Annotated in this window: 16 protein-coding genes; 5 read left to right on the top strand and 11 right to left on the bottom strand. The window is 71.1% G+C overall.

The window, feature by feature from the left end:
* Positions 1-40: 40 nt before the first annotated feature.
* The 6 genes from ACIRST_RS29185 to ACIRST_RS29160 form a co-directional block, all read right to left on the bottom strand.
* Complete coding sequence (locus ACIRST_RS29185; protein WP_402805575.1) at positions 41-1267, bottom strand: hypothetical protein; 1227 nt, start codon at positions 1265-1267, stop codon at positions 41-43.
* Positions 1268-1405: 138 nt separating this feature from the next.
* Positions 1406-2542 carry an LPXTG cell wall anchor domain-containing protein gene (locus tag ACIRST_RS29180; protein WP_402805572.1) on the bottom strand — a complete coding sequence of 379 codons (1137 nt, stop codon included), beginning with the start codon at positions 2540-2542 and terminating at the stop codon, positions 1406-1408.
* Positions 2543-2888: 346 nt separating this feature from the next.
* Positions 2889-3509 carry an NAD(P)H-dependent oxidoreductase gene (locus tag ACIRST_RS29175; RefSeq protein WP_350519673.1) on the bottom strand — a complete coding sequence of 207 codons (621 nt, stop codon included), beginning with the start codon at positions 3507-3509 and terminating at the stop codon, positions 2889-2891.
* A 119-nt stretch (positions 3510-3628) separates the two neighbouring features.
* The gene (locus ACIRST_RS29170; protein ID WP_350519672.1) at positions 3629-4543 is read right to left on the bottom strand and encodes an NAD(P)-dependent oxidoreductase; all 915 of its coding nucleotides are present in this window, start codon (positions 4541-4543) and stop codon (positions 3629-3631) included.
* A 104-nt stretch (positions 4544-4647) separates the two neighbouring features.
* Entirely contained in the window at positions 4648-5073 is a 426-nt protein-coding gene (locus ACIRST_RS29165; RefSeq protein WP_350519671.1) for a hypothetical protein, read from the bottom strand.
* A 218-nt stretch (positions 5074-5291) separates the two neighbouring features.
* Positions 5292-5852, bottom strand: coding sequence for a heme-binding protein (locus tag ACIRST_RS29160; RefSeq protein WP_350519670.1), 561 nt, complete (start codon positions 5850-5852; stop codon positions 5292-5294).
* A 324-nt stretch (positions 5853-6176) separates the two neighbouring features.
* On the opposite strand from ACIRST_RS29160, the gene ACIRST_RS29155 reads away from it, so the two are divergent.
* Genes ACIRST_RS29155 through ACIRST_RS29145 form a run of 3 tightly spaced genes read left to right on the top strand, consistent with a single transcriptional unit; the run spans position 6177 to position 8208 of the window.
* Positions 6177-7439 (top strand): sensor histidine kinase, encoded by a 1263-nt coding sequence (locus tag ACIRST_RS29155; RefSeq protein WP_402805569.1) that lies wholly within the window; start codon positions 6177-6179, stop codon positions 7437-7439.
* Positions 7436-7561, top strand: coding sequence for a hypothetical protein (locus ACIRST_RS29150; RefSeq protein WP_402805566.1), 126 nt, complete (start codon positions 7436-7438; stop codon positions 7559-7561). The genes ACIRST_RS29155 and ACIRST_RS29150 overlap by 4 nt, the downstream gene beginning before the upstream one ends.
* Entirely contained in the window at positions 7558-8208 is a 651-nt protein-coding gene (locus ACIRST_RS29145) for a response regulator (protein ID WP_402805564.1), read from the top strand. The genes ACIRST_RS29150 and ACIRST_RS29145 overlap by 4 nt, the downstream gene beginning before the upstream one ends.
* A 432-nt stretch (positions 8209-8640) precedes the next feature.
* On the opposite strand, the gene ACIRST_RS29140 is transcribed toward ACIRST_RS29145, so the two are convergent.
* Entirely contained in the window at positions 8641-9120 is a 480-nt protein-coding gene (locus ACIRST_RS29140; protein ID WP_402805561.1) for a hypothetical protein, read from the bottom strand.
* A gap of 326 nt (positions 9121-9446) precedes the next feature.
* Between ACIRST_RS29140 and ACIRST_RS29135 the strand changes: the two genes are divergently transcribed.
* Complete coding sequence (locus ACIRST_RS29135) at positions 9447-10229, top strand: alpha/beta fold hydrolase (protein WP_402805558.1); 783 nt, start codon at positions 9447-9449, stop codon at positions 10227-10229.
* Between the two features lie 211 nt (positions 10230-10440).
* Positions 10441-11556: a nucleotide disphospho-sugar-binding domain-containing protein gene (locus ACIRST_RS29130; RefSeq protein WP_350519666.1), complete on the top strand. Its 1116-nt coding sequence runs from the start codon at positions 10441-10443 to the stop codon at positions 11554-11556.
* A 72-nt stretch (positions 11557-11628) separates the two neighbouring features.
* Here ACIRST_RS29130 and ACIRST_RS29125 read toward each other — a convergent pair whose 3' ends face one another.
* From ACIRST_RS29125 to ACIRST_RS29110, 4 genes are all read right to left on the bottom strand, one after another.
* The gene (locus ACIRST_RS29125; RefSeq protein WP_396552488.1) at positions 11629-12009 is read right to left on the bottom strand and encodes an ACT domain-containing protein; all 381 of its coding nucleotides are present in this window, start codon (positions 12007-12009) and stop codon (positions 11629-11631) included.
* Between the two features lie 286 nt (positions 12010-12295).
* Positions 12296-13222: a ParB/RepB/Spo0J family partition protein gene (locus ACIRST_RS29120; protein ID WP_350519664.1), complete on the bottom strand. Its 927-nt coding sequence runs from the start codon at positions 13220-13222 to the stop codon at positions 12296-12298.
* Between the two features lie 553 nt (positions 13223-13775).
* Positions 13776-17267, bottom strand: a complete 3492-nt coding sequence (locus ACIRST_RS29115; RefSeq protein ID WP_402805554.1) for a hypothetical protein — start codon at positions 17265-17267, stop codon at positions 13776-13778.
* 403 nt (positions 17268-17670) lie between these two features.
* Entirely contained in the window at positions 17671-19017 is a 1347-nt protein-coding gene (locus ACIRST_RS29110; protein ID WP_402805552.1) for a transcriptional regulator, read from the bottom strand.
* Positions 19018-19139: the final 122 nt, after the last annotated feature.

The raw sequence follows: 19139 nt of genomic DNA, 5'->3' as shown, positions 1-19139 counted from the left end.
GCCGCTCGGGCGGGCGGGCGACTGCTCGGGCGGGCGCTGCTCAGGCGTCGGCGCCGACCAGCGCCCGTTCACGCCGCCGGGCCGCCCGGCGTCCGCCGTCGCCCTGGCCGCCGGACCGGGTCCGGCGGGACTGCTGGGTGGGCCAGAGCAGCACGTACGCGGCGGAGACCACCACGAAGGCGAGCCGGACGAGGCCGCGGGCCGAGTCGGACGGCAGGAACAGCGTGCCGCCGTACAGCGCGGCCAGCGCGATCCAGCTCCACCACGGGACGAGCCGCTTCTGCCCGACCGCGTCCCAGAGCAGGGTGCCGAGCAGGATCGAGGCCGTGTAGTACGTGTAGACGCTCGGGTCGAGGAGGATCCGGGCGTCCGCGCCGAGCAGCACCACGGCCGGCCAGCGGCCGCGCCACACCGCGATGGCGCCGAGGCCGATGCCGAGCGCGAACTGGGTCGGGCGGTCCCACCAGGGGGTGGTCGGGTCGGTCACCCCGAACCAGCGCAGCGCGGAGGCGGGCTGGTTGGGGATGGTGAACTTGGCCGCCGCCATGGTGTCCAGGTTGCCCAGGTAGAACGGCAGCCAGGCGATCGCCACCAGGAGGGCGAACCAGAGCGCGGTGCGCAGCCAGGCGGGCCGGGGCAGCGCCAGGATCAGCGGGGCGAAGGCGATCGCCCACGGCTTGGAGTCCACCGCCAGCGCCAGGAAGATCGCGACCTGGGTGGGCTTGCCGCGGGCCAGGGCGTGGGCGGCGAGCGTGGTGAAGAACAGCGCGAGGACGTCGTCCAGGTGCGCGAAGCGGACCGACACCTCGACCCACATCGGGATGAACGCCAGTCCGGCGATCAGCAGCCGCTGCTGGAGCCGGCGGTGGTTGGTGCCGGTGCCCAGGTAGTAGAGGGCCGCGGTGCGGCCGATCACGACCAGCATCACCAGGCCGAGCGCGGCGCTCGCCGCCTCGGCGACCAGTTGGCCGATGTGCGGCGAGAACGGAGCGGTGAGCCGGGCCGCGGCCAGGCTGACCGGGCCGATCTGCAGCTCCGGGTGGTGGGCGTAGAGCGACAGGCCGCCGTCCGACTGGCCGCTGAAGAGCAGCTGCTCGCCCTGGCGCAGGTAGTGCCAGGAGAAGCCGCCGCTCGGCTCGACCAGGAAGAACCAGAGAACCGTCCAGGCGACCAGCAGGACGTGGTGCCTGCGGAGCGGCAGTCCCGCGATCCGTCCGGTCGCCGCCTCGTAATCCGTGGTGGCCCGTGCCGTGCGTGCTTCCCGCACCTGTCCTCTCCCCGCCGGTTCCGCCCCCCTCCGGCCGGACATCCTATGTGACGGAGGAGTACCGCCCGTGCCGCCCGCATGACCGTCCGGTGGACGGCGCGGGCGACACGGGCGTACCCGTGGAACGGTTGTCCCTGGTCAGCTGTGCTGGCCGGTCCTGCGGCGGCGCAGCACCACGAGGGTGCCGACACCGGCCACCAGGACGACGCCGCCGACGGCCGCGATCGCGGTGGTGTCGTCGCCGCCACCGGTCTGGGCCAGCGCCTTGTCCGCGTTGTCGGAGGCGGTCTTGGCCTTCTCGACGCCGCCCTGGGTGATCTTCGGCGGGGTGACGGTCGGGGTCTGCACCGGGAAGTCGATCGGCTGCTGGACGTCCGTGCTGCTGCCGGACGGCGCCGGAGCGGCGGTGGTCGCGGAGGCGGACGGCGAGCCGGTGCCGGGGGCCGGGGTGGTCGGCGCCGGGGTGGTCGGGGTCGCGGTCGCCGTCGCGGTGGCGGTGGCGGTGGCCGTCGCGGTCGCGGTCGCGGTGGCGGTCGCGGTCGCGGTCGCGGTGGCCGTGGCCGTCGGCGAGTGGCTCGTCGTCGGGGTCGGCTTGCCGGTCTTGGTCGGGGTGGCGGTCGGGGTGGGCTTGCCGCCGCCGGCCTTGATGGTGAAGCCGGCGCCCTTGATCCCGTCACAGCTGAAGCTGCCGTGGTCGTCCGGGTTGCCGGTGTCGGCGGAGAACACCACCGGGACGACGCCGGCCTTGCCCAGCGGGGTGTCCTGGGCGAAGGAGGCGCGGACGTCGATGTCGATGTGCTTGCCCTGGCCGATGTAGAGCAGCGCGTCGTCGGCGGCGTTGCCGTCGGTGACGTCGCCGAGCAGCATCAGCACGGCGCTGTCGTCGCCGTCGCCGCCGCCGGGCGCGACGGCACCGGTCTTCCAGGTGCCGCCACCGGGCAGGCCGGCCGGCAGCTTGTACTCGACCTTGAGGTCCTTCGCCTTGAGCGAGCCCGCCTTGTTCTTGAACTTCAGCAGCGGGTAGGCGACGAAGTCGCTCTTGGTCGAGTTGTCGATCCGGTAGGTGAACACGCGGGCGTCGCCGCCGGCGATGAAGGTGTCCGGAACACCGCGCACCGAGAGGTCCAGGGCCTTGTGGCCCGCCTTCTCGGCCGGGGCGGACGCGGAGGCGGAGCCGGTGACTCCGACGGCCATGGCGCCCTGGGCGCCGGCCAGCACGAGCGAGGACGCGAGCGCGGCGGCGCCGGCGAGGGCAAGACTGCGACGTATGGACAAGGGAGACCTCACGGACGTTTCCGGGCGAGGCCCGGGCGCGAGGGGGCGGCCGCAGACGCCCCGTCCCCCCGCGAAGCTGAAAGTGCGACGGAGAGTACCGAATGATCCGGCCGAGCCGGAAGGCGGGTGCCGCACTGTGCCCGAGCGGTGGAAGTGACGCGCCCGGTTCGTCCAACTCCGTCCAGGTGCAGCGCTTTTGCGCTTTGCCAAAAGATGACCGGGAGTGACGGGTACACGTCCGGAGGACCGTACCGCACCCGGGACGGGAGCGGTACGGGTGCCGGGGGTCGGATCGTCAGCGCGATGCCGGGGGCGGGGCGGGGGAGCGGGCGCGCGTCAGCGCGCGTCAGCCCGCGAAGAAGGACTTGGCCGCGATCAGCGCCCGCTCGTCGCGCAGCACGTCGCCCGGGCGGGTGCCGTTGCCGAGCAGCACGCCGCCCCAGCGCATCCGCATGTACTCGGCGGTCAGCCGGAGCGTGCCGATCAGCGGCTCGGCCTTGTCGTCGGAACCGCTGAGGGCGGTGACTCCCCACAGGGTGGCGCCGCCCATCCGGGTGCGGAAGTCCAGTCCGGGCACGCGGAGCCAGCCCGACCAGTGGTCGAGGTAGAGCTTGGCGCTGGTCGGCAGCGTGTACCAGTACAGCGGCGCGACGAGGACCAGGTCGGTGGCCGCCAGGGTGGCGTCCAGCAGGGTCCGCTCGTGGCCGACCGGCTCGGGGTAGCTGCCGTCGCCGTCGTGCCGCAGGTCCCGGAAGACGGGCAGCGGGTGCTCGTCGAGCCGCAGCCAGCGCTGCTCGGCCCCGGCCGGCAGGCTCGACTCGGCGGCCAGCCGCGCGAGTCGGGCGGAGTTGCCGTCGGTGCGCGCGCTGGCGTCGAGGAACAGGAAGCGGCGCGGCTCCCCGGCGCCGGACGGCTCGTCGAAGGACTGGTGGTCGGACGGCTGATCGGACGGCTGCTGGTCGGACATCGGCTTTCCCCCGGGTCGCACGGTGCGGACGAGGGTGCGAGCACCCGGCCCACTCCGGTTATTCCGCGCCCGCGCCGCTGCGCGCGCCCCGGCCGTCGGCTACGCGGGCGGCCCGCCGGTCACTCCGGCAGTCCGGCCCGGCGGCGGGCGACGGCGGCGACCGCCGCCCAGTCCTTGTCGCCGTCGCCGTGCGCCAGCGCGTCCAGGAAGGCGTCCCGCAGGATGCTGCCGAAGGGCAGCGGCACGTGGCGGGCGGCCCCCGCCTCCAGCGCGAGGCCGACGTCCTTGAGCCCGAGCGGCAGCCGGAAGCCGGCCGGCTCGTACCGCCGCTCGGCCACCATCGCGCCGTAGCCGGAGTAGATCGGCCCGGGGAAGAGCGTGCTGGTGAGCATCTCGACCAGGTCGGTCGGCCGGACCCCGTGGGCGTCGGCCAGGCTGCACGCCTCGGCCAGCGACTCGATCGCGCAGGCCAGCAGGAAGTTGGTGCTGATCTTGGCGGTGTTGGCCTGCCGGGGGCTCTCGCCGAAGTGCCAGGTGCGCTGCCCCATCGCGGCGAACAGCGGCTCGGCCCTGGCCAGCAGGTCGGCGGCGCCCGCGGCGAGGATGTTCAGCCGGCCCTCGGCCGCGACCGGCGGCCGGCCGAGGACGGGCGCGGCGACGTAGCCGATGCCGTGCTCGGCGTGCAGTGCCTCGGCCCGCTCGGCGAGCGCGAGAGAGACGGTGGCCATGTTGACGTGCAGGGTCGCCGCGGCGCCGGTCAGCAGGGCGGGGTCGAGCAGCAGGCGCTCGACCGCGTCGTCGTTGGCGAGCATGGAGACCACCGTGTCGGCGTCGAACACCTCCGCCAGTGAGTCGGCCGCCTGAGCGCCCTCGGCCACCAGGGCGGCCACCGGCTCGGGCGAGCGGTTCCAGACCCGTACGGTGTGACCGGCCCGCAGCAGGCTGCCGGCCATGCCCCGCCCCATCGAACCCAGCCCCACGAAGCCGACCGTCGTCCCGGTCATCCGCGCACTCCCGTCGCCGCTGTCGATCACTGCGGCCGACTGTACGTCAGGATGCGAACGGACCCCGGCCGGTCACGGCGCCCTGGCCGGTCACGGCGCCCTGGCCGGTCACTGCGCCGGGCCGCTCGGGCCGGTCAGGCGCAGGCGCGCGCCGGCATCCGGGTGCGGTGCGCGGCGGCCCCGCGCTCCAGCTCGGCGATCACCCGGCCGCGCAGCAGCTCGTACTGGGCCTGCAGTCGGCCGGGACGGGCCGGGCGGGCGACCGGGCGGCCGGGGCCGACCAGCTCGTCCGGCCCGAACTGCTCGCGGGTGAGATCGATCTCGAAGCCGGTGGCGAAGCGGTTCCACCAGTGGAGGTCCGTCCGGACCCCGTCGACGTGCACTTCGCCCATCATCAGCTCGCCGCCGAGCAGGTCGTGCACCACCATCGCCGTCACCCCGCACTGGCCGCGGGCGGGATTGTCGGGACGCCAGTGGGCCAGATCCTCGGGCGCACAGGTGTCGACACCCCAGGAGGAGCGGATCGCACGTTCGATGTCGTTGAGGGTCCACGCCGTCATACCGGGAAGCCTGCCACGCGGCACTGACAGCGGCAGCGGCTTTTCGAAGGGTCACCCCGTGTTCTGCGGCGACCCTCCCGGCGTTCACCCGAATGAGTCAATGAAACCGGCCGGTCGGCCATCCCGCGTCACGGGACGGCCGACCGGCCGGGCGTCACCCCGCCGACGGGGTGCGGGGGGAGGTCACCCCACCGACGGGGCGACGGGGCGGGGAAGCGTCACTTCGCCAGCTCGGCGACGCCGGCCTGCGCGAACTGCTCGTCCAGGTCGCCGCTGGGCGCGCCCGCGACACCGACCGCCGCGACCGGAGCGCCCTTCGACTGCACCGGGGCGCCGCCGGCCAGGAACAGCGTGCCCGGGATGTCCTTGAGGTTCGGGGCCTGGGCCAGGCGCTTGGCCAGCTCCGAGGTCGGCGCGTTCCAGGAGACCGCCGTGAAGGCCTTGCGCTCGGCCGACTCCGGGGCCTGCGGGCCGGCGCCGTCGCCCTTCAGCAGCACACGGGTGACACCGTCCCGGTCGACGACCGCGACCGACACGTGCTGGCCGGCCTTGGTCGCCGCGTCCAGGGCGGCCTGGGCGGCGCGGGTGGCGGCGTCGATGGTCAGGCCGGTGCTCTGGGCGAGGTTCTTGTTCTGCGTGTCGGCCTTCACCGCGGCCGGAGCCGCCGGGGTCTCGGTGGTCTCGGCGCTGGCCGAGACGGCGCCCACGGTGGCGGCGGCGATCGCGGCGGCGGCGACGGCGCCGGTCAGCACCCGGGTGCGCACGGAGGTCTTCTTCATGGTCCAGCTCCTCGACGGTTCTGCGGGGTGGTGCGGGGATCAGGGGGCGCCGGGCCGAGGCGGACCGCCCGGCGGCGTGCTTCGATCCTCCGTCCGGGACCGGGGCCGCCACATCGACGGTCCGGCGCGTGCGTCCGGGCATGATGGGGGACGGCGGCGTCAACCGATCGGCTGATGCGGGACCGGGCCGGACGGGTCACCATCGAGGGATCGGCGCAGGTCAGTACGGTCTGCCGCCCGCACGCACCCGGTGCGCGGCCGGTGCCGGTGGGCGGCCCCCGCGCCGCCCGGACCGCGCGCCATCCGTCCGACCAGGAGCCACCCGTGCCACAGCCCCGCCCCGCCGCCGGCCGGCCCGGCACCGTCGGCCGGCCCGGCAGTGTCGGCCTGCCCGGTACCGCCGGCCGCGACGCCGGCGATCCGGACGCGGGCCGACTGGCGGTGCTGCTGGACTCCGCCTTCGTGGTCCTGCTCGCCGCCTCGCTCAACCGCTACCTCAGCCACCACTCCGGCAGCCCCCAGGCGCCCTGGGTGATCGGGCTGAGCGTCGCCCTGGCCGTCGCCCAGCCGGCCGGCTCCTGGCTCGACCACCACCGTCCGACCGCGTCGGGCCGGCGCCGCCGGTGGCCGCTGGGGCTGGTGGTCACGCTCTGGGTGGTGCTGGTGCTGCTCGCCCCGAGCTTCGCCTGGTGCGCCGTCCCGCTGATCTACACCGCCCTGCGGGCGCTGCCCGCAAGGGCGGCGATCCCGCTGGTGGGCGCACTGACCCTGCTGGTGGTGATCGCCGAGATCCGGCTCCCCGGCGGGGTGGACGCCACCCTCGTCCTGCTGCCGCCCACGGTCGCCGCGCTCGGCACCGGCGTCTTCCTCTTCATGGCCCGGCAGGCCGACCGGCAGCGCGCGCTGATCACCGACCTGGTCCGCACCCGGCGCGAACTCGCCGCCACCGAACGGCGCGAGGGCACCCTGGCCGAGCGCGAGCGGCTGGCCGTGGAGATCCACGACACCCTGGCGCAGGGCCTGTCCAGCCAGCAGATGCTGCTGCAGGCCGCCGACCGCACCTGGGACACCGATCCGGCGACCGCCCGCACCCACGTCCGGACCGCCGCCGAGGTGACCGCCCGGAACCTCGCCGAGGCCCGCCGCTTCGTCCACGACCTCGCGCCGGCCGAGCTCGCCGAGGGCCGCACCCTCGACGGGGCGCTGCGGGCGCTGGCCGGGCGGGAGTCCGCCGAGAGCGGCCTGCCGGTCCGCTTCCACCTGGACGGCACGCCGGTACCGCTGCCCACCGCCGCGCAGTCCGCGCTGCTGCGGATCGCCCAGGGGGCGCTGGCCAACGTCCGCGAGCACGCCGGGGCCTCGACCGCGGCGATCACGCTGTCCTTCCTCGGCGACCAGGCCGTCCTGGACATCGCGGACGACGGGCTGGGCTTCGACCCGGAGGCCGCGGGCACCGGGGGCGGCCGCGGGTACGGACTGCCCGCGATGCGCGCCCGGCTGCGGCAGTTGGGTGGCACGCTGACCGTGGAGAGCAGCCCCGGCGAGGGCACCGTCGTCTCCGCCGTGATCCCCCTGGAGCACCGATGAACGCGCGAACCGAAGTCCTCGACCACCTCGGCGACGTCGACGAACTCGACCACCTCGACAACGTCGACGAACTCGGTGACGTCGACGAACTCGGCGACCTCCGCGGCACGGTGAGCGCATGAGCAGCGGAGCGCCGGCCCGTACCGCTCCCGTCCGGCTGCTGGTCTGCGACGACCACGCGGTGGTCCGGGCCGGTCTGCTCGCCCTGCTCGCCAGCGCGGGCGACATCGAGGTGGTCGGCGAGGCCAGCACCGGGGAGGAGGCCGTCGCGCTGGCCGCCCGGCTGACGCCGCAGGTGGTGCTGATGGACCTCCAACTCGGCGACGGCATCGACGGCGTGGAGGCCACCCGGCGGATCACCGCCACCTCGGGCGGTCCGCACGTCCTGGTGCTCACCACGTACGACACCGACGCCGACATCACCCGGGCGATCGCCGCCGGCGCCACCGGCTACCTGCTGAAGGCCGAGCGACCGGAGGAGCTGTTCGCCGCCGTGCACGCGGCCGCGCAGGGCCGGACGGTGCTCTCGCCGCCGGTCGCCTCCCGGGTGATGGCCCAGATGCGGGCCCCCGTGCCGCAGCTGACCGACCGTGAGCTGGACATCCTCGAACAGCTGGCGCAGGGGCTGGGCAACCGGGAGATCGCGCGGGCGCTGTTCATCAGCGAGGCCACGGTGAAGACGCATCTCGGGCGGATCTACGACAAGTTGGGCGTGGACACCCGGGCGGGTGCGGTGGCGGTGGCCAAGGAGCGCCGGTTGCTGCGCTGAGCGCTCGCGCGGTGCCGCTGCGTGCTGCCATGATGCTCGGAATGTCGGATTCCGTCCCGACGTGTGTACGGCATGCAGCCCGGCCCGGCGCGCGCGACCGTCGGCCGATGCGCCTGACGGGCCCACAACCGCCTGCTCCGGAGCCTTTCGGGCCGGTCCGGGACGATCGCCACAATGTGGATGTTTCGTGGATTCCACTATTGACAAACCAACCACGCGGTTTGTTAGCGTGAGACCAACGACGTCCCCGGGGGTGGGGACCTGCCGGGGCCTGTGCGGACCGCTCTCGCCGGAGAGTGGGGCCAGGGGGGCCGGCGGGGCTTGCCGGGGTGTCGGGGGGAGCGGCGACGCCGAAGCCGCGCGACGAGGCGGCGTGGAGCGAGTCCGGGGGGACTCGCTCCACGCCTCCCCCGATCCCCTTGCGGCGGCGGACTACGCCAGCGCGCTCCAGTACGGGCAACACACGGACGGCACCGGCGCCGAGCCGCGGCCACCGTCCCCCGCCGGCGCCGGGAGCCGCTCCGAGCGGGCCACCGCGGGCGAGCTCGCGGTCAGTCCGGCCTCGCCCAACTCCCCGAAGCAGAGCGCCAGTCGATAGCCGTCCCGGGTGGTCGCGGCCACCCCCGGGCAGTACGGGTCGGTGTTCAGCGAGGTGATCGTCCAGCCGCGCCGCCGCCAGTGCCGCTCCACCACGCCGACCAGCACCGACCGCCGGGGCAGCGAGACGACCGTGAGGATGTCCCGCCCCCGGGTGACGTACCAGAGCACCGCCGACTCGCGCCCCGGCTTCGGCAGCCGCGCGCCCGACCGGGGCGGCGCCTCCTGCCAGGCGGGAGACGGGTCGATGGCGTCCACGGTGTCCTGGAGCAGCGTCTCGCAGCGTTCTGCGGCATCGAGTTGATCGACCGTCACCCCGGGCTCCGGCCCCGACCACCACCAGGCGGGCACGGCCGGCGCGCCGCCGGGGCACCCACCCGGGCATCCGACGTTGAGTTCGGCACCACCTGACTGCACAGGGCCCTCCGTACTCCTCCCGGCGTTCAACCCGGGCTGGGATTCCGTCACTGCTTGGACGGCGGACGGGTACGGACAGTTCCATCCCCCACCGTTTCCACACCCCAAACTGCACTGCACGGTGCAGTTGCATCAATGCTCTGCACTGTGTAGTTTACTTCTCGTGCCGCCGACGGGAACAGCCCGCCGCCCACCGGCACCACCGACTCCGAGAGGACCCCGACATGCCCACCATCACCGTCGACACCGCCCGCATCCCCTACCGCGTCGTCGGCGACGGCCCCGACACCCTCGTCCTGGTCCACGGCACCGGCCCCGGCTCCGGCATGTGGGACGGCCTGCTGGACTCCTTCACCGACCGCTACACCGTGCTGCTGCCCGACCTCTCCGGCAGCGAGGCCGCCGAGGACGACGGCTCCCCGCTGACCCTGGAGACCCTCGCCACCCAGGTCAACGCCGTGATCGACGACGCCGGGCGCGGCCCCGCCGACGTCTTCGGCTTCTCGCTCGGCGCCGTCGTCGCCACCGCGGCCGCCGCCCAGCGCCCCGACCAGGTCCGCCGCCTGGTCGCCGCCGCCGGCTGGATCAGCGCCGAACAGGACGAGTACATGCGCCTGTCCATGGCCACCTGGCTGTCCCTCGCCGACAACCCGGCCGCGTTCGGCGGCTACGCCACCCTCACCGCCTTCAGCCGCGGCTTCCTCGACCGGATCGGCCGCGAGGCGGTCGAGGCCAACGCCGCCTACATGCAGCCGACTCCCGGCACCCTGCGGCACGTCGCCCTCGACCTCGACCTGGACCTCACCCCGCTGCTGCCCCACGTCCAGGCCCCCGCCCTGGTGATCGGCTGCACCCAGGACGCCACCGTCCCGGTGCAGAACCCGCGGCGCCTGCACGCCGCCCTCCCGGGCAGCGTCTACGCCGAGTTCGACACCGGCCACATCGTGTTCGCCGAGGAGGGCGAGGCGTTCGTCAAGACCGTCCGGGAGTTCCTCGACGCCGCATGAGCGGCGCGCAGCGGGCGACGGGCACCGGGCGACGGGCGGCGGGCGACGGACTACGGGCGGCGGAGGCAGGAACGGGAGCACATCGCCGCCCGGGAGACAAGCCCCTGATCAAAACGGCTGATTAGCGCGCATGGTGATTGGAATCAAATTGACTGAACGTCAACTTCCAAGGTGAGACTGCTTCGTAAGCTTCATTGGCAAGGAGTCCACCATGCGCATACTCTTCACCGGTCCCGCGGCGGCCGGTCACCTCTTCCCGATGGTCCCGACCGCCCAGGCGTTGCGCGCCGCCGGGCACGAGGTCCTGTTCGCCTGCGGGCAGCCGCTCGACCAGCTCCGCAGCGCGGGCTTCCCGATCGTCGAGATCGGCGACGGCAGGAGCCTGCGGGAACTGTTCGAGGAGCGCCTCGAAGGCAAGATCCAGTACGTCTCCCCGGACAAGCCGCAGGAAGAGATCTTCGACATGGCGGCCGCGATCTTCGCGCACGCCTCCCGCCCCGGCGTCGACGGGCTGCTGGAGGCCGCCACCGACTGGGGCGCCGACCTGCTCGTCCACGACTCCTTCCAGGCCGCCGCACCGCTGGTCGCGACCCTGCTCAAGATCCCGTCGGTGATCAACAACTTCGGGGTCAGCGCGGGCCTCCCGATGAGCGACCTGCTCGCCTCCCACTTCACCGACGTCTACGAGCGGCACGGCCTGGCCGGCCCGGCCGCCTCCACCGCGCTCAACGTCGGCCCGCTCGGCGGCGACCCGGACGGCCTGCCGATGCGCTACATCCCCTACAACGGCGGCGGCGTCGTCCCGACCGAGTTCCTCCGCCCCGCCGACCGTCCGCGGATCGTCGTCACCCTGGGCACCGTCCTCGCCGAGCTCGACGGCGTCCGGGCGGTCGTCCGCCTGGTCGAGGCCGCGGCCGAGGTCGACGCCGACTTCTCGCTCGCCGTCGGCGGAGCCGACCTCGCCCCGCTCGGCACCCTGCCCGACAACGTCCGCGGCCTGCCCTGGGTCCCGCTGAACGAACTGCTCAACCGCGCCGACGCACTGATCCACCACGGCGGCTCGGGCACCATGCTGACCGCCCTCCAGGCCGGCCTGCCCCAGCTGCTCCTCCCCCAGGGCGCGGACCACTTCATCAACACCGAGGCCCTCACCGCGACCGGCGCCGCCCTGAGCTCGGCCTCCGACGCCGTGGACACCGCCATCCTCGACCGCCTCATCACCGACCAGGGCCTCCGCGACACCGCCCACCGGCTCCGCGCCGAGAACGCCGCCCTCCCCACCCCGACCGCCCTCGTCCCCACCCTCGAAGCGCTCGCCAACCGCTGAGCCGGGGCCCGACCGAACCCGACAGCCCGGCCTCCGAGGGGGCGGCCGGGCTGTCGCCCCGGCCCGTCCCGCTCAGCCCTCGACGCGGTGACCGGCCGACCGGAGCACCTCCACCGCCCCGGCGAGCCGCTCCGCGGGCACCAGCACCAGGTCGGCGTTGAACGTCGACGCCACGAACACCGGCACTCCGGCCGCCGCCAATGGCGCGAGCAGCCGCGACAGCACACCCGGCAGGTCGAGCCCGTGGGCCTCGTCGCCGCTGTACAGCGCCCTCCACCGCTCGACGGACGCGCCGTCCACCCGCTCGTCCACCACCCGCACCACGGTCAGCCCCTCGGGCGCCCGGACCAGCGAGATCCACGCCGACGCCAGGGCCGACGCCTCATCGGCCGGCCGCTCGACGCACAGGGCCTCGGGAAGAACGCGCAGCTGCTGCGCGGTCGCATCGGTCATCCGCCGATCCTAGGACCCGTCTTCGAACCCGACCGGGCTTTCCCCGGAACCGGCCCCCACACGGACGACGCAGAAGGCCACCTGTTCGGGCTGTTCGAACCGGTGCAGACGTACCCGGATGCGGTGCTCCTCGGCTGACGGGCGCCCCGGCCGCACTTCAGCCGGCCGACGCAGGATCGCTCCCGCGTCGGCGGACTGAAGCGCGGTCAGCACCGCGCGGGTGCGCGGGTTCCGCCCGTGGGACGTCCGATCCCCACCGTGGCCGTACGGACGGCGAAGTACGGCGTCACGCACCACCCATGGCGCAAGCGGCTTCGAGGGCGATGAGGCGGTTGGCGAGGGCACGCGCCGGACCGGTGAGGCCCTTGAGGACTTCCCGGGCGTACGGGCTCCGGGGGTGGTGAGCGAGCTCCTGGACGGCGCTCCAGGCTTCGGCGATGCCGGCCAGGCCCTGCTGGATCTGGCGGATGGCGTCGTGACGCTGGGCGAGGTACTGCTCCGCGCGCTCGTGGGCGTGGCGCCAGTCGGTGTCGCCGCGTTCGGCGGCCCGGGCGAAGGAGGGCTCGGTGTCGCCGTCGGCGAGGCGGATGGCGTCGATCTCCTCGACACGCCTGCGGAGGTGTTCCTCCTCGTGCCGGGCGTCGAGGGCCGCGGTGGCCTCGGTGAGGCCGAGGTGACCGGTGATGACCTGCTCGGCGAGGTCGGGGGCCTGCCGACGCAGCCGTGCGTGCTGGGCGAGGAGGGCCTTGGCATCGGCCTTGCGTCTACGGGCGGTGGTGTAGGCGGCGTTCAGGGAAAGGGTGCCGACGCGGACCTGTTCGGCGAGGTCGGGGGCGTGTTCGAGCACGGTGGTGGCGATGGACAGGCGGGTGAGGTTGATGCCGTGGCGGGCGATGGCGGAGGGGAGGGAGTGCTGTGAGAGTGAGCGCGCCATCGCGGTGATCATGGCGCGCTGGCCGGGGTTGGTGTTCCGGCGGTGACGGTTGGCGGACACGACCAGGCCGACCGGGTCGTCGCCCTGATAGATGGTGAAACGGACTTCGACGTCGGCCAGTTCGCAGGCGGCGACGCGGTTGCGGCCGTCCAGGAGAACACCGTCCTCGTCCAGGACGACGGGCTCGGTCAGACCGTTGGACTCGATGTCCTCGGCGAGGTCGAGGAGTTCGTCGGGGCCGAGCATCGGGAACAGGGCGGTGACGGGGTGGACGTCCACGGCGGGGAGCTCCTTGATCAGGATGGGTGTTGGGGCAGAAGACGCCACAAAGGTGCATATGGTTCAGCTCCTGTACCCGTCGACCCCGGCCGGCGACGGCAGCGCCGGGAGCCTCGGCAGCGGGCCGGGATCTCCGACGGCAGCAACGCCGCCGTGGTCGCCCCTCGCCGCGGCCCTGCCCGGGAGCGGCCGCCGTCCCAGGCGCGTTCCGGCCCGGATCCGGCCCCGATCCGGCACGGCGGGCTCGGATCGCTCCGGACAACGCAAAAGGCCCAGGTCGCTGACCTGGGCCTTTACTGCTGGAGCGGGCGACGAGAATCGAACTCGCGCTCTAAGCTTGGGAATCTCGGACGCTTCACCAAGGTCTCCGCAGGTCAGCGCCCCGCCATCTCCAGGTCCCGTGCTGACTGTGGCAGGTGTGCTGCACCGTGGTTCCCCGCTACTCACCGGTCCTACTGGTGCACTAGTGGTGCGACCGGCCACTTCGTGGCCTTCCGCTCCACTCTCACCCCCACAGGCCTCGGACGCGAATTTCCAGACATCCAGGGCTGGGTCAACGACGTCGACGAGAGCTACGGGTAGTCCGCCGCTGCTGCCGGCGCTGAGTAGGGACCGTGGTTGATAGCTTCACGGATACGGCTGCAGCGGCAATAAGCCCCTTATCTGCCGCCTGCTCGACGCTCTGATACACGGCCATGGACGAGGTGAAAATCCTCCGGCTGATCGCTGGGGTGTCCAAGGCAAACGCGAAGCCGTAGAGGACCAGGGCACGTCCTCGCCGAATGGCTGCTTCCCTCCACTTCAAAGGCACGACGGCCGAAGCCCTAGCCAACACAAAGCCCTCTGCATCGTGCAGGACAAGAGCCGGGCCGTCTTGCTCAAGAGTGAGGCCTTCAGGACACGGGATAGTCAAGTGAGGCCCTAACAACCGCCGAAATCCGTAGGCGCACGTTCGATGAAGCTGAACCTCGATCGACTTTCCGGTGATCGGTGAAGTAGCCACAACCAATCGCTCCGGCTGCAGCAGAACAATCGGCATGGGCCCCGGGAACCATTGACCGCCTGGGCTAAGGAGATCAACGGTGCTGCCGAAGTTGAACGAAGATAGGGAAGGATCAGTTGAGAGCATCAGGCGGACATGAGTACCGACTTCAATAAGTGCCTTCTCAACTGCAACAGTAGCCTCGGCACCCTGATCCAATGCTGAGGAGAGGATCGCGTCGCCTCCAGCTTGGGCTTCGGCGTGAATGGTGCTAGCGGCAATCGCGCTCATGCGGGGCAAAAGACCTTCGTAGATCGTCTCCCAGAGACGTGCCTGAACTGGGTCGTCGGCGAAGGTCATCTCCGTTAGTTGCTGCAACAGCTCCATGAACTCGTCGGACTGCGACGGGGCAACCGCCGCTCGCGATGCCGCGCAGACTGTACGCAAGAGGATGAATCGTGCTCGGTCAAAGTTGTCCGTCGCCAAATCGGCAAGGTCGAGGCCGATGTCGTTAATTAGCCGGATCAGCAACTCAAGCGGGGCCTGTTCTTCAGTCAGCACCCAGCTGAGAGCGCAGCGGCTGCCGGCGTTATGAAGCAGGTGACTTACGGAGAATCCGTAGAGCGTCCGAGCGCCGGCGTATGGGAGAAAGCGGGTAAATTCAGCGTCGGCTTCCTCCCACTTCTCCTGAGCGACGAGGGCTTCGATGAGAAGGCGGCGCGCCTCAGCTACGGTGGGGGCCCATAGATTGTCGCCGAGAGCAAGGGCGGCCTCCGCAGCCTTCTCAGCCTCATCGGCCCGGCCCTCCTGAATGAGATCACCTGCAGCGACGGCAGCCTGCATCGTCTGCGTTTTCTCAGTGCGAGGCAGTCGGGAAACCAGCTGTCGAAACTGAGCCAGAAGTCTGCGCAACCCCTCATGGTCCGCTGCCCTGCGAGACTCCATCTGGAGGATCAGGAAGGCTTCTGTTGCCAAGGTGCCCGCCGCGGACGGAGCATCGCCGGCCACTCCGGCTACATAGGGAAGCAACTCACCAAGTTGCTCCACGATCCGGTCGGACGAGCCATCGAGGGCGGTGAGTTGGTACAGGTTAGACAGCTGGACCCGCGCCTGGGCCCTGAGCAGCAAATCGGGTTCCCCGCATTGCTCAAGATATCCGAGTTCGAGCTGGAGGAGGCGGATGGCAGTGGCGTATTGACCGTGATTCCCATGGAACCCAGCCAGATTACCGGCCAACAAGGCGGTGTGGTTATGGATCGCCTGGACGCGTTCAATGTGCCCGAGGAGCGCGGAAGCATGCTGCGCTAACTCCCATGCCCGCTCGGACTCGCCGCTGTTCATCGCCTCAGCCAGCCACCGGTCTGTGTGGTACGCCGTTTCCGGTAGAACGTGCTGAAGGTCCGTACTGATCTCAAACTGCTGGCGGAGAATGGACTGAAGTACCGCATTCATCGACACGGTGTCGTCACATCCCGCAAACACTGCTTCACGTGACGGCAGGGGCTCCGTGTACCTCACGAAGGAGACGCCCGCAAGCTCGCGAATGATCTCGCGGGCCGGACTGTCTTCCTCGTGGATCAGTGCGCGGGCAATGCCGTTGGGAACGTCATCGGGTGACACGAAAGCGCAGGCCACAGCCAGGTGGACCGGAGCGCGATGCGGGGCAAGGAAGCACAGCACACCCAGGACTTGAAAAGTCTGATGGAGCAGCTCCATCCTGCCCCGTGCATTACCGCGCAACCGATTAACGCTGAGTAGGACTGCGGCTACCAACGTTCGCGGGTAGCCGAGCGGCACTGAGAGCTGATCGTCCAAAGCTGCCGTAAGCAGCGTGGTCCGATACCCATCGAGCCGATCCAGGTCCACCTCGCAAGTCACCAGGTAGCCTGCAGCCAGTTCAATCGCAAGCGGCCAGCAATCCAATGCGTCCACCAGGTCAATGAGTGCAGCCTGGTGCAAGTGTGCCTGCTGCTGATTCAGCTCCAGGCGCAGTGTCAGCAGCAGAAGAGCATGTTCCGGCGTCATCGGTCCAACTTCGACGCGGCCTTGGACACCACGCCATGTTCGGGATACAGATGTCGCTAGGACGCGCCCCCGGCCCCGACGTGGAATCCACCTTGCCACGGTGCCTGGAACGGCATCGTCGAACACGAGTAGCCAAGGACCCGGCAATTCCTGAAGCAGCGCTTGAACCCGCTCACGGACCAACACCGGATCGCCAACTTCCGGGACATCCGAAAGACCAGTCAGATGAGCCAGCAGTCGGCCGTAGGAGGCGGTCAGCGCCTCCTCAGTGGCCGCGTCCATCCAGAAAATCAGGTCGTACCGGAACGCCTCACGGGCGATGTAGGCAGCGGCAAGGCTGGACTTTCCAATCCCCGACAGGCCGCTGATCACGCACATCGGGACCATGTTGACGTCATTGTCAGGCCCAGACAGCACTGCAGAGACCTTGTCGAGAAGCTCTGGCTGGGCGATGTCTGGAACGTTGGGAACCGGCCCGAGCACGATCCCGAAGTCCTGCCGACCCAGTGCCTCGCAGAGCACGTCGTCGTCGACCAGCAAGCGACGGCGGAAGTCCTCGACCGGCCAGTACGCCTGCGTTGCATCAGCCGCCCGACGCAGCACCTCGGCCACGAGGAAGCCCATGACCAGGCTGCCTGACCGATGTGAAAGGCCTCGCCCACCCTGGGCGCGCTGCTGGCGAAGCTCCCCGTTCAAGTCCTCTCGGAGTTCAGTGTCGTCGCGGGGATCGAACGTGATCCGAGCGCGTCCCAGCCGTGTCCACTGCTCTGGTGTGAGAGCCCTCAGCCGCCCCAGTGCGGTGGGTGCCCTCACCAGGATCGACTCCAGTTCGACACGGAGGACGTCGAAGCTGTGTCCATGGCGGGAGAGCACCTCGGCCAGCCGCGAGCAGCTCGTCTCCGGCGCTGCATTGGTGATCAGCTCATAACGGTGCGACTCGTACGTGGCGACAAGGTGAACCAGGACTTCCAGCGCACGGGACGCACTGATCTCACGGCCAGCTGCTGCGCTCTTGACCTGTACAGCGACCAAGGACACACCGTCAGCGTCTACGAGGTCGAAGTCGACAGAGTCAGCAGCCTTCGGCGAGACGACTTCCCCAGGACCCTCGATCCGGCACGCAGCTACCCGGGATTCGGGACCCACCGCGAGGAGCGCCTCTAACGTCCTCAGGTACTGGTACTGAAAACCTCGAGCGGCGATCCGACCACCGTCTACACCTGCCATAAGCCCTCCGCCGTCAGGGAGATGAGCACACCACCAGGCTAAGCACCGCTACTGACACGTGAAGCCCCAACTTAGAACACTGCAAGCAGGCTTACCCCCACATTGAACGACAAGAACCAGCCCCGGCAACAGCACCGCGAATAGGCTCCGGTGCAGATGGCTCAAGGCTCCCATGTGCCGATTCAGGTGCTTTGCTGCAAGTCGCGGACGTCAATCAAGCAGCCATCTCAGGCAGCGCGCGCAAGCGCTCGCGGAACTCGGCGACCGCAGGCTCGGTGGCGTACGGCTTGAGGTAGCCATCGAACTTGGTCAGGCGGCTGACAGCGCGGACGGAGTGGACCTTGGTTTCGAGGAGGCCGAGGCCCCGGTTGGCGGCGTCGAGGGCACCGTCGAGGTCCTTGCCGGCGAGGCGGGCGGTGGCGAGGCGGCCGGAGCGGACGGCCTGGTCGCGGGGGACAGCGTGGTCGATGGAGGAGGCGAGGGCGTTGGTGGCGCGCTCGACCTGGCCGGCGCGGAGCATGACCTTGCCCTCGGTGGAGCTGAGCTGGGCGTCGCCGTACCAGGAGAGCCAGGCCGGGAGCTGGGCGTCGCCGTTCCTGGACCAGAGGTCGTGGGCGCGGTTGAGGGCGGAGCCGGCCTGCTGGTGCTGACCGTCGCGGGACAGGCTCTCGGCGTGGTGGAGTTCGAGGTAGCTGCGGACACCGGGCTGCATCGTCGCGGGGGTGTTGGCGAGGGCCGTCTCGACCTGGGCGACGCGCTCGGCGGGGTTGCCGGCGTCGGAGAGGTGGACGCCCATCTCGGCGAGGAGGAAGGAGCCGAGGGCGTCGTCGCCGACGGTCTTGGCGGCACGGAGTGCGCCGAGGTAGTACTGCTGGCCAGCTGAGCGCAGGCCGCTGTCGTAGGCCATCCAGCCGGCGATGTAGTTGACCTGGGCGGCCAGCCCGTACAGGCGGGCCTCGACGGCTTCGGTGTGGCGGCCCTGCTTGAGCAGGGTGGTGATGATCGCCAGGTCGCCGCGGGCCTGTTCGATGAGGCGGGCACCGCCCATCTGGGCGTCCAGGGTCTGGAGGGTGGCGACGCGTGCTTCGAGGGTGTCGACCATGGAGTCGGTTACCTGATCGCCGTTGAGGGCGGAGGCGAAGGCGGGCGAGGCCGAGGCCCAGCTCGCTGCGACGGTGGCCATGGCGGCCCCGGTGATGGTGAGAAAGCCCCGCCGATCCATACGACCACTCCTGACCAGTTCCACCAGTACGTCCACGGTACCGGCCTTTGTCCACGGCGCCGTGACGCCGGTCACCTCCCAGACAGGAAGCCACCCCGGCCACGGATTGGCAACCAGCGTACGGGGATTGACGCCAAGGAGGTCAGCCAAAACGTACTGGGCGTCCGGCTCGGGTTCCTGGCCCTGCTCCCACTTCCAGACCAGGGTCCGGTTCGTCGCGAGGTGGATCTTCAGTGCGGCGCCGCGGTCGCGCATCATGCCGGCGAACTGGTTCTTCCCCCATCCGCGTGACTGCAGCAGGTAGGTGAGCGGGTGGACCGCCAGCGTGCCTTCGATCATCTCAACCCCCGGCTTTTCAAGCCCTGTTGGTGAGCGTACTGCTACCCGCCGCGGCAGGGGCGCTCTCGGAGAGAAACCCCCTGGAAACGTTCCGCAACGCTCCGTCGCGCCGCGACGCTGGA

Origin of the sequence: Kitasatospora sp. NPDC101447 (assembly GCF_044767225.1) — a bacterium.
Taxonomy (GTDB): domain Bacteria; phylum Actinomycetota; class Actinomycetes; order Streptomycetales; family Streptomycetaceae; genus Kitasatospora.
This window is presented reverse-complemented; position numbering and strand designations above follow the sequence as displayed.

Coding starts and splice junctions, on each gene's coding strand:
- ACIRST_RS29175 (WP_350519673.1), bottom strand. CDS start 3,509: ATGTCCGACCAGCAGCCGTCCGATCAGCCGTCCGACCACCAGTCCTTC.
- ACIRST_RS29165 (WP_350519671.1), bottom strand. CDS start 5,073: ATGACGGCGTGGACCCTCAACGACATCGAACGTGCGATCCGCTCCTCC.
- ACIRST_RS29160 (WP_350519670.1), bottom strand. CDS start 5,852: ATGAAGAAGACCTCCGTGCGCACCCGGGTGCTGACCGGCGCCGTCGCC.
- ACIRST_RS29150 (WP_402805566.1), top strand. CDS start 7,436: ATGAACGCGCGAACCGAAGTCCTCGACCACCTCGGCGACGTCGACGAA.
- ACIRST_RS29145 (WP_402805564.1), top strand. CDS start 7,558: ATGAGCAGCGGAGCGCCGGCCCGTACCGCTCCCGTCCGGCTGCTGGTC.
- ACIRST_RS29135 (WP_402805558.1), top strand. CDS start 9,447: ATGCCCACCATCACCGTCGACACCGCCCGCATCCCCTACCGCGTCGTC.
- ACIRST_RS29130 (WP_350519666.1), top strand. CDS start 10,441: ATGCGCATACTCTTCACCGGTCCCGCGGCGGCCGGTCACCTCTTCCCG.
- ACIRST_RS29125 (WP_396552488.1), bottom strand. CDS start 12,009: ATGACCGATGCGACCGCGCAGCAGCTGCGCGTTCTTCCCGAGGCCCTG.
- ACIRST_RS29110 (WP_402805552.1), bottom strand. CDS start 19,017: ATGATCGAAGGCACGCTGGCGGTCCACCCGCTCACCTACCTGCTGCAG.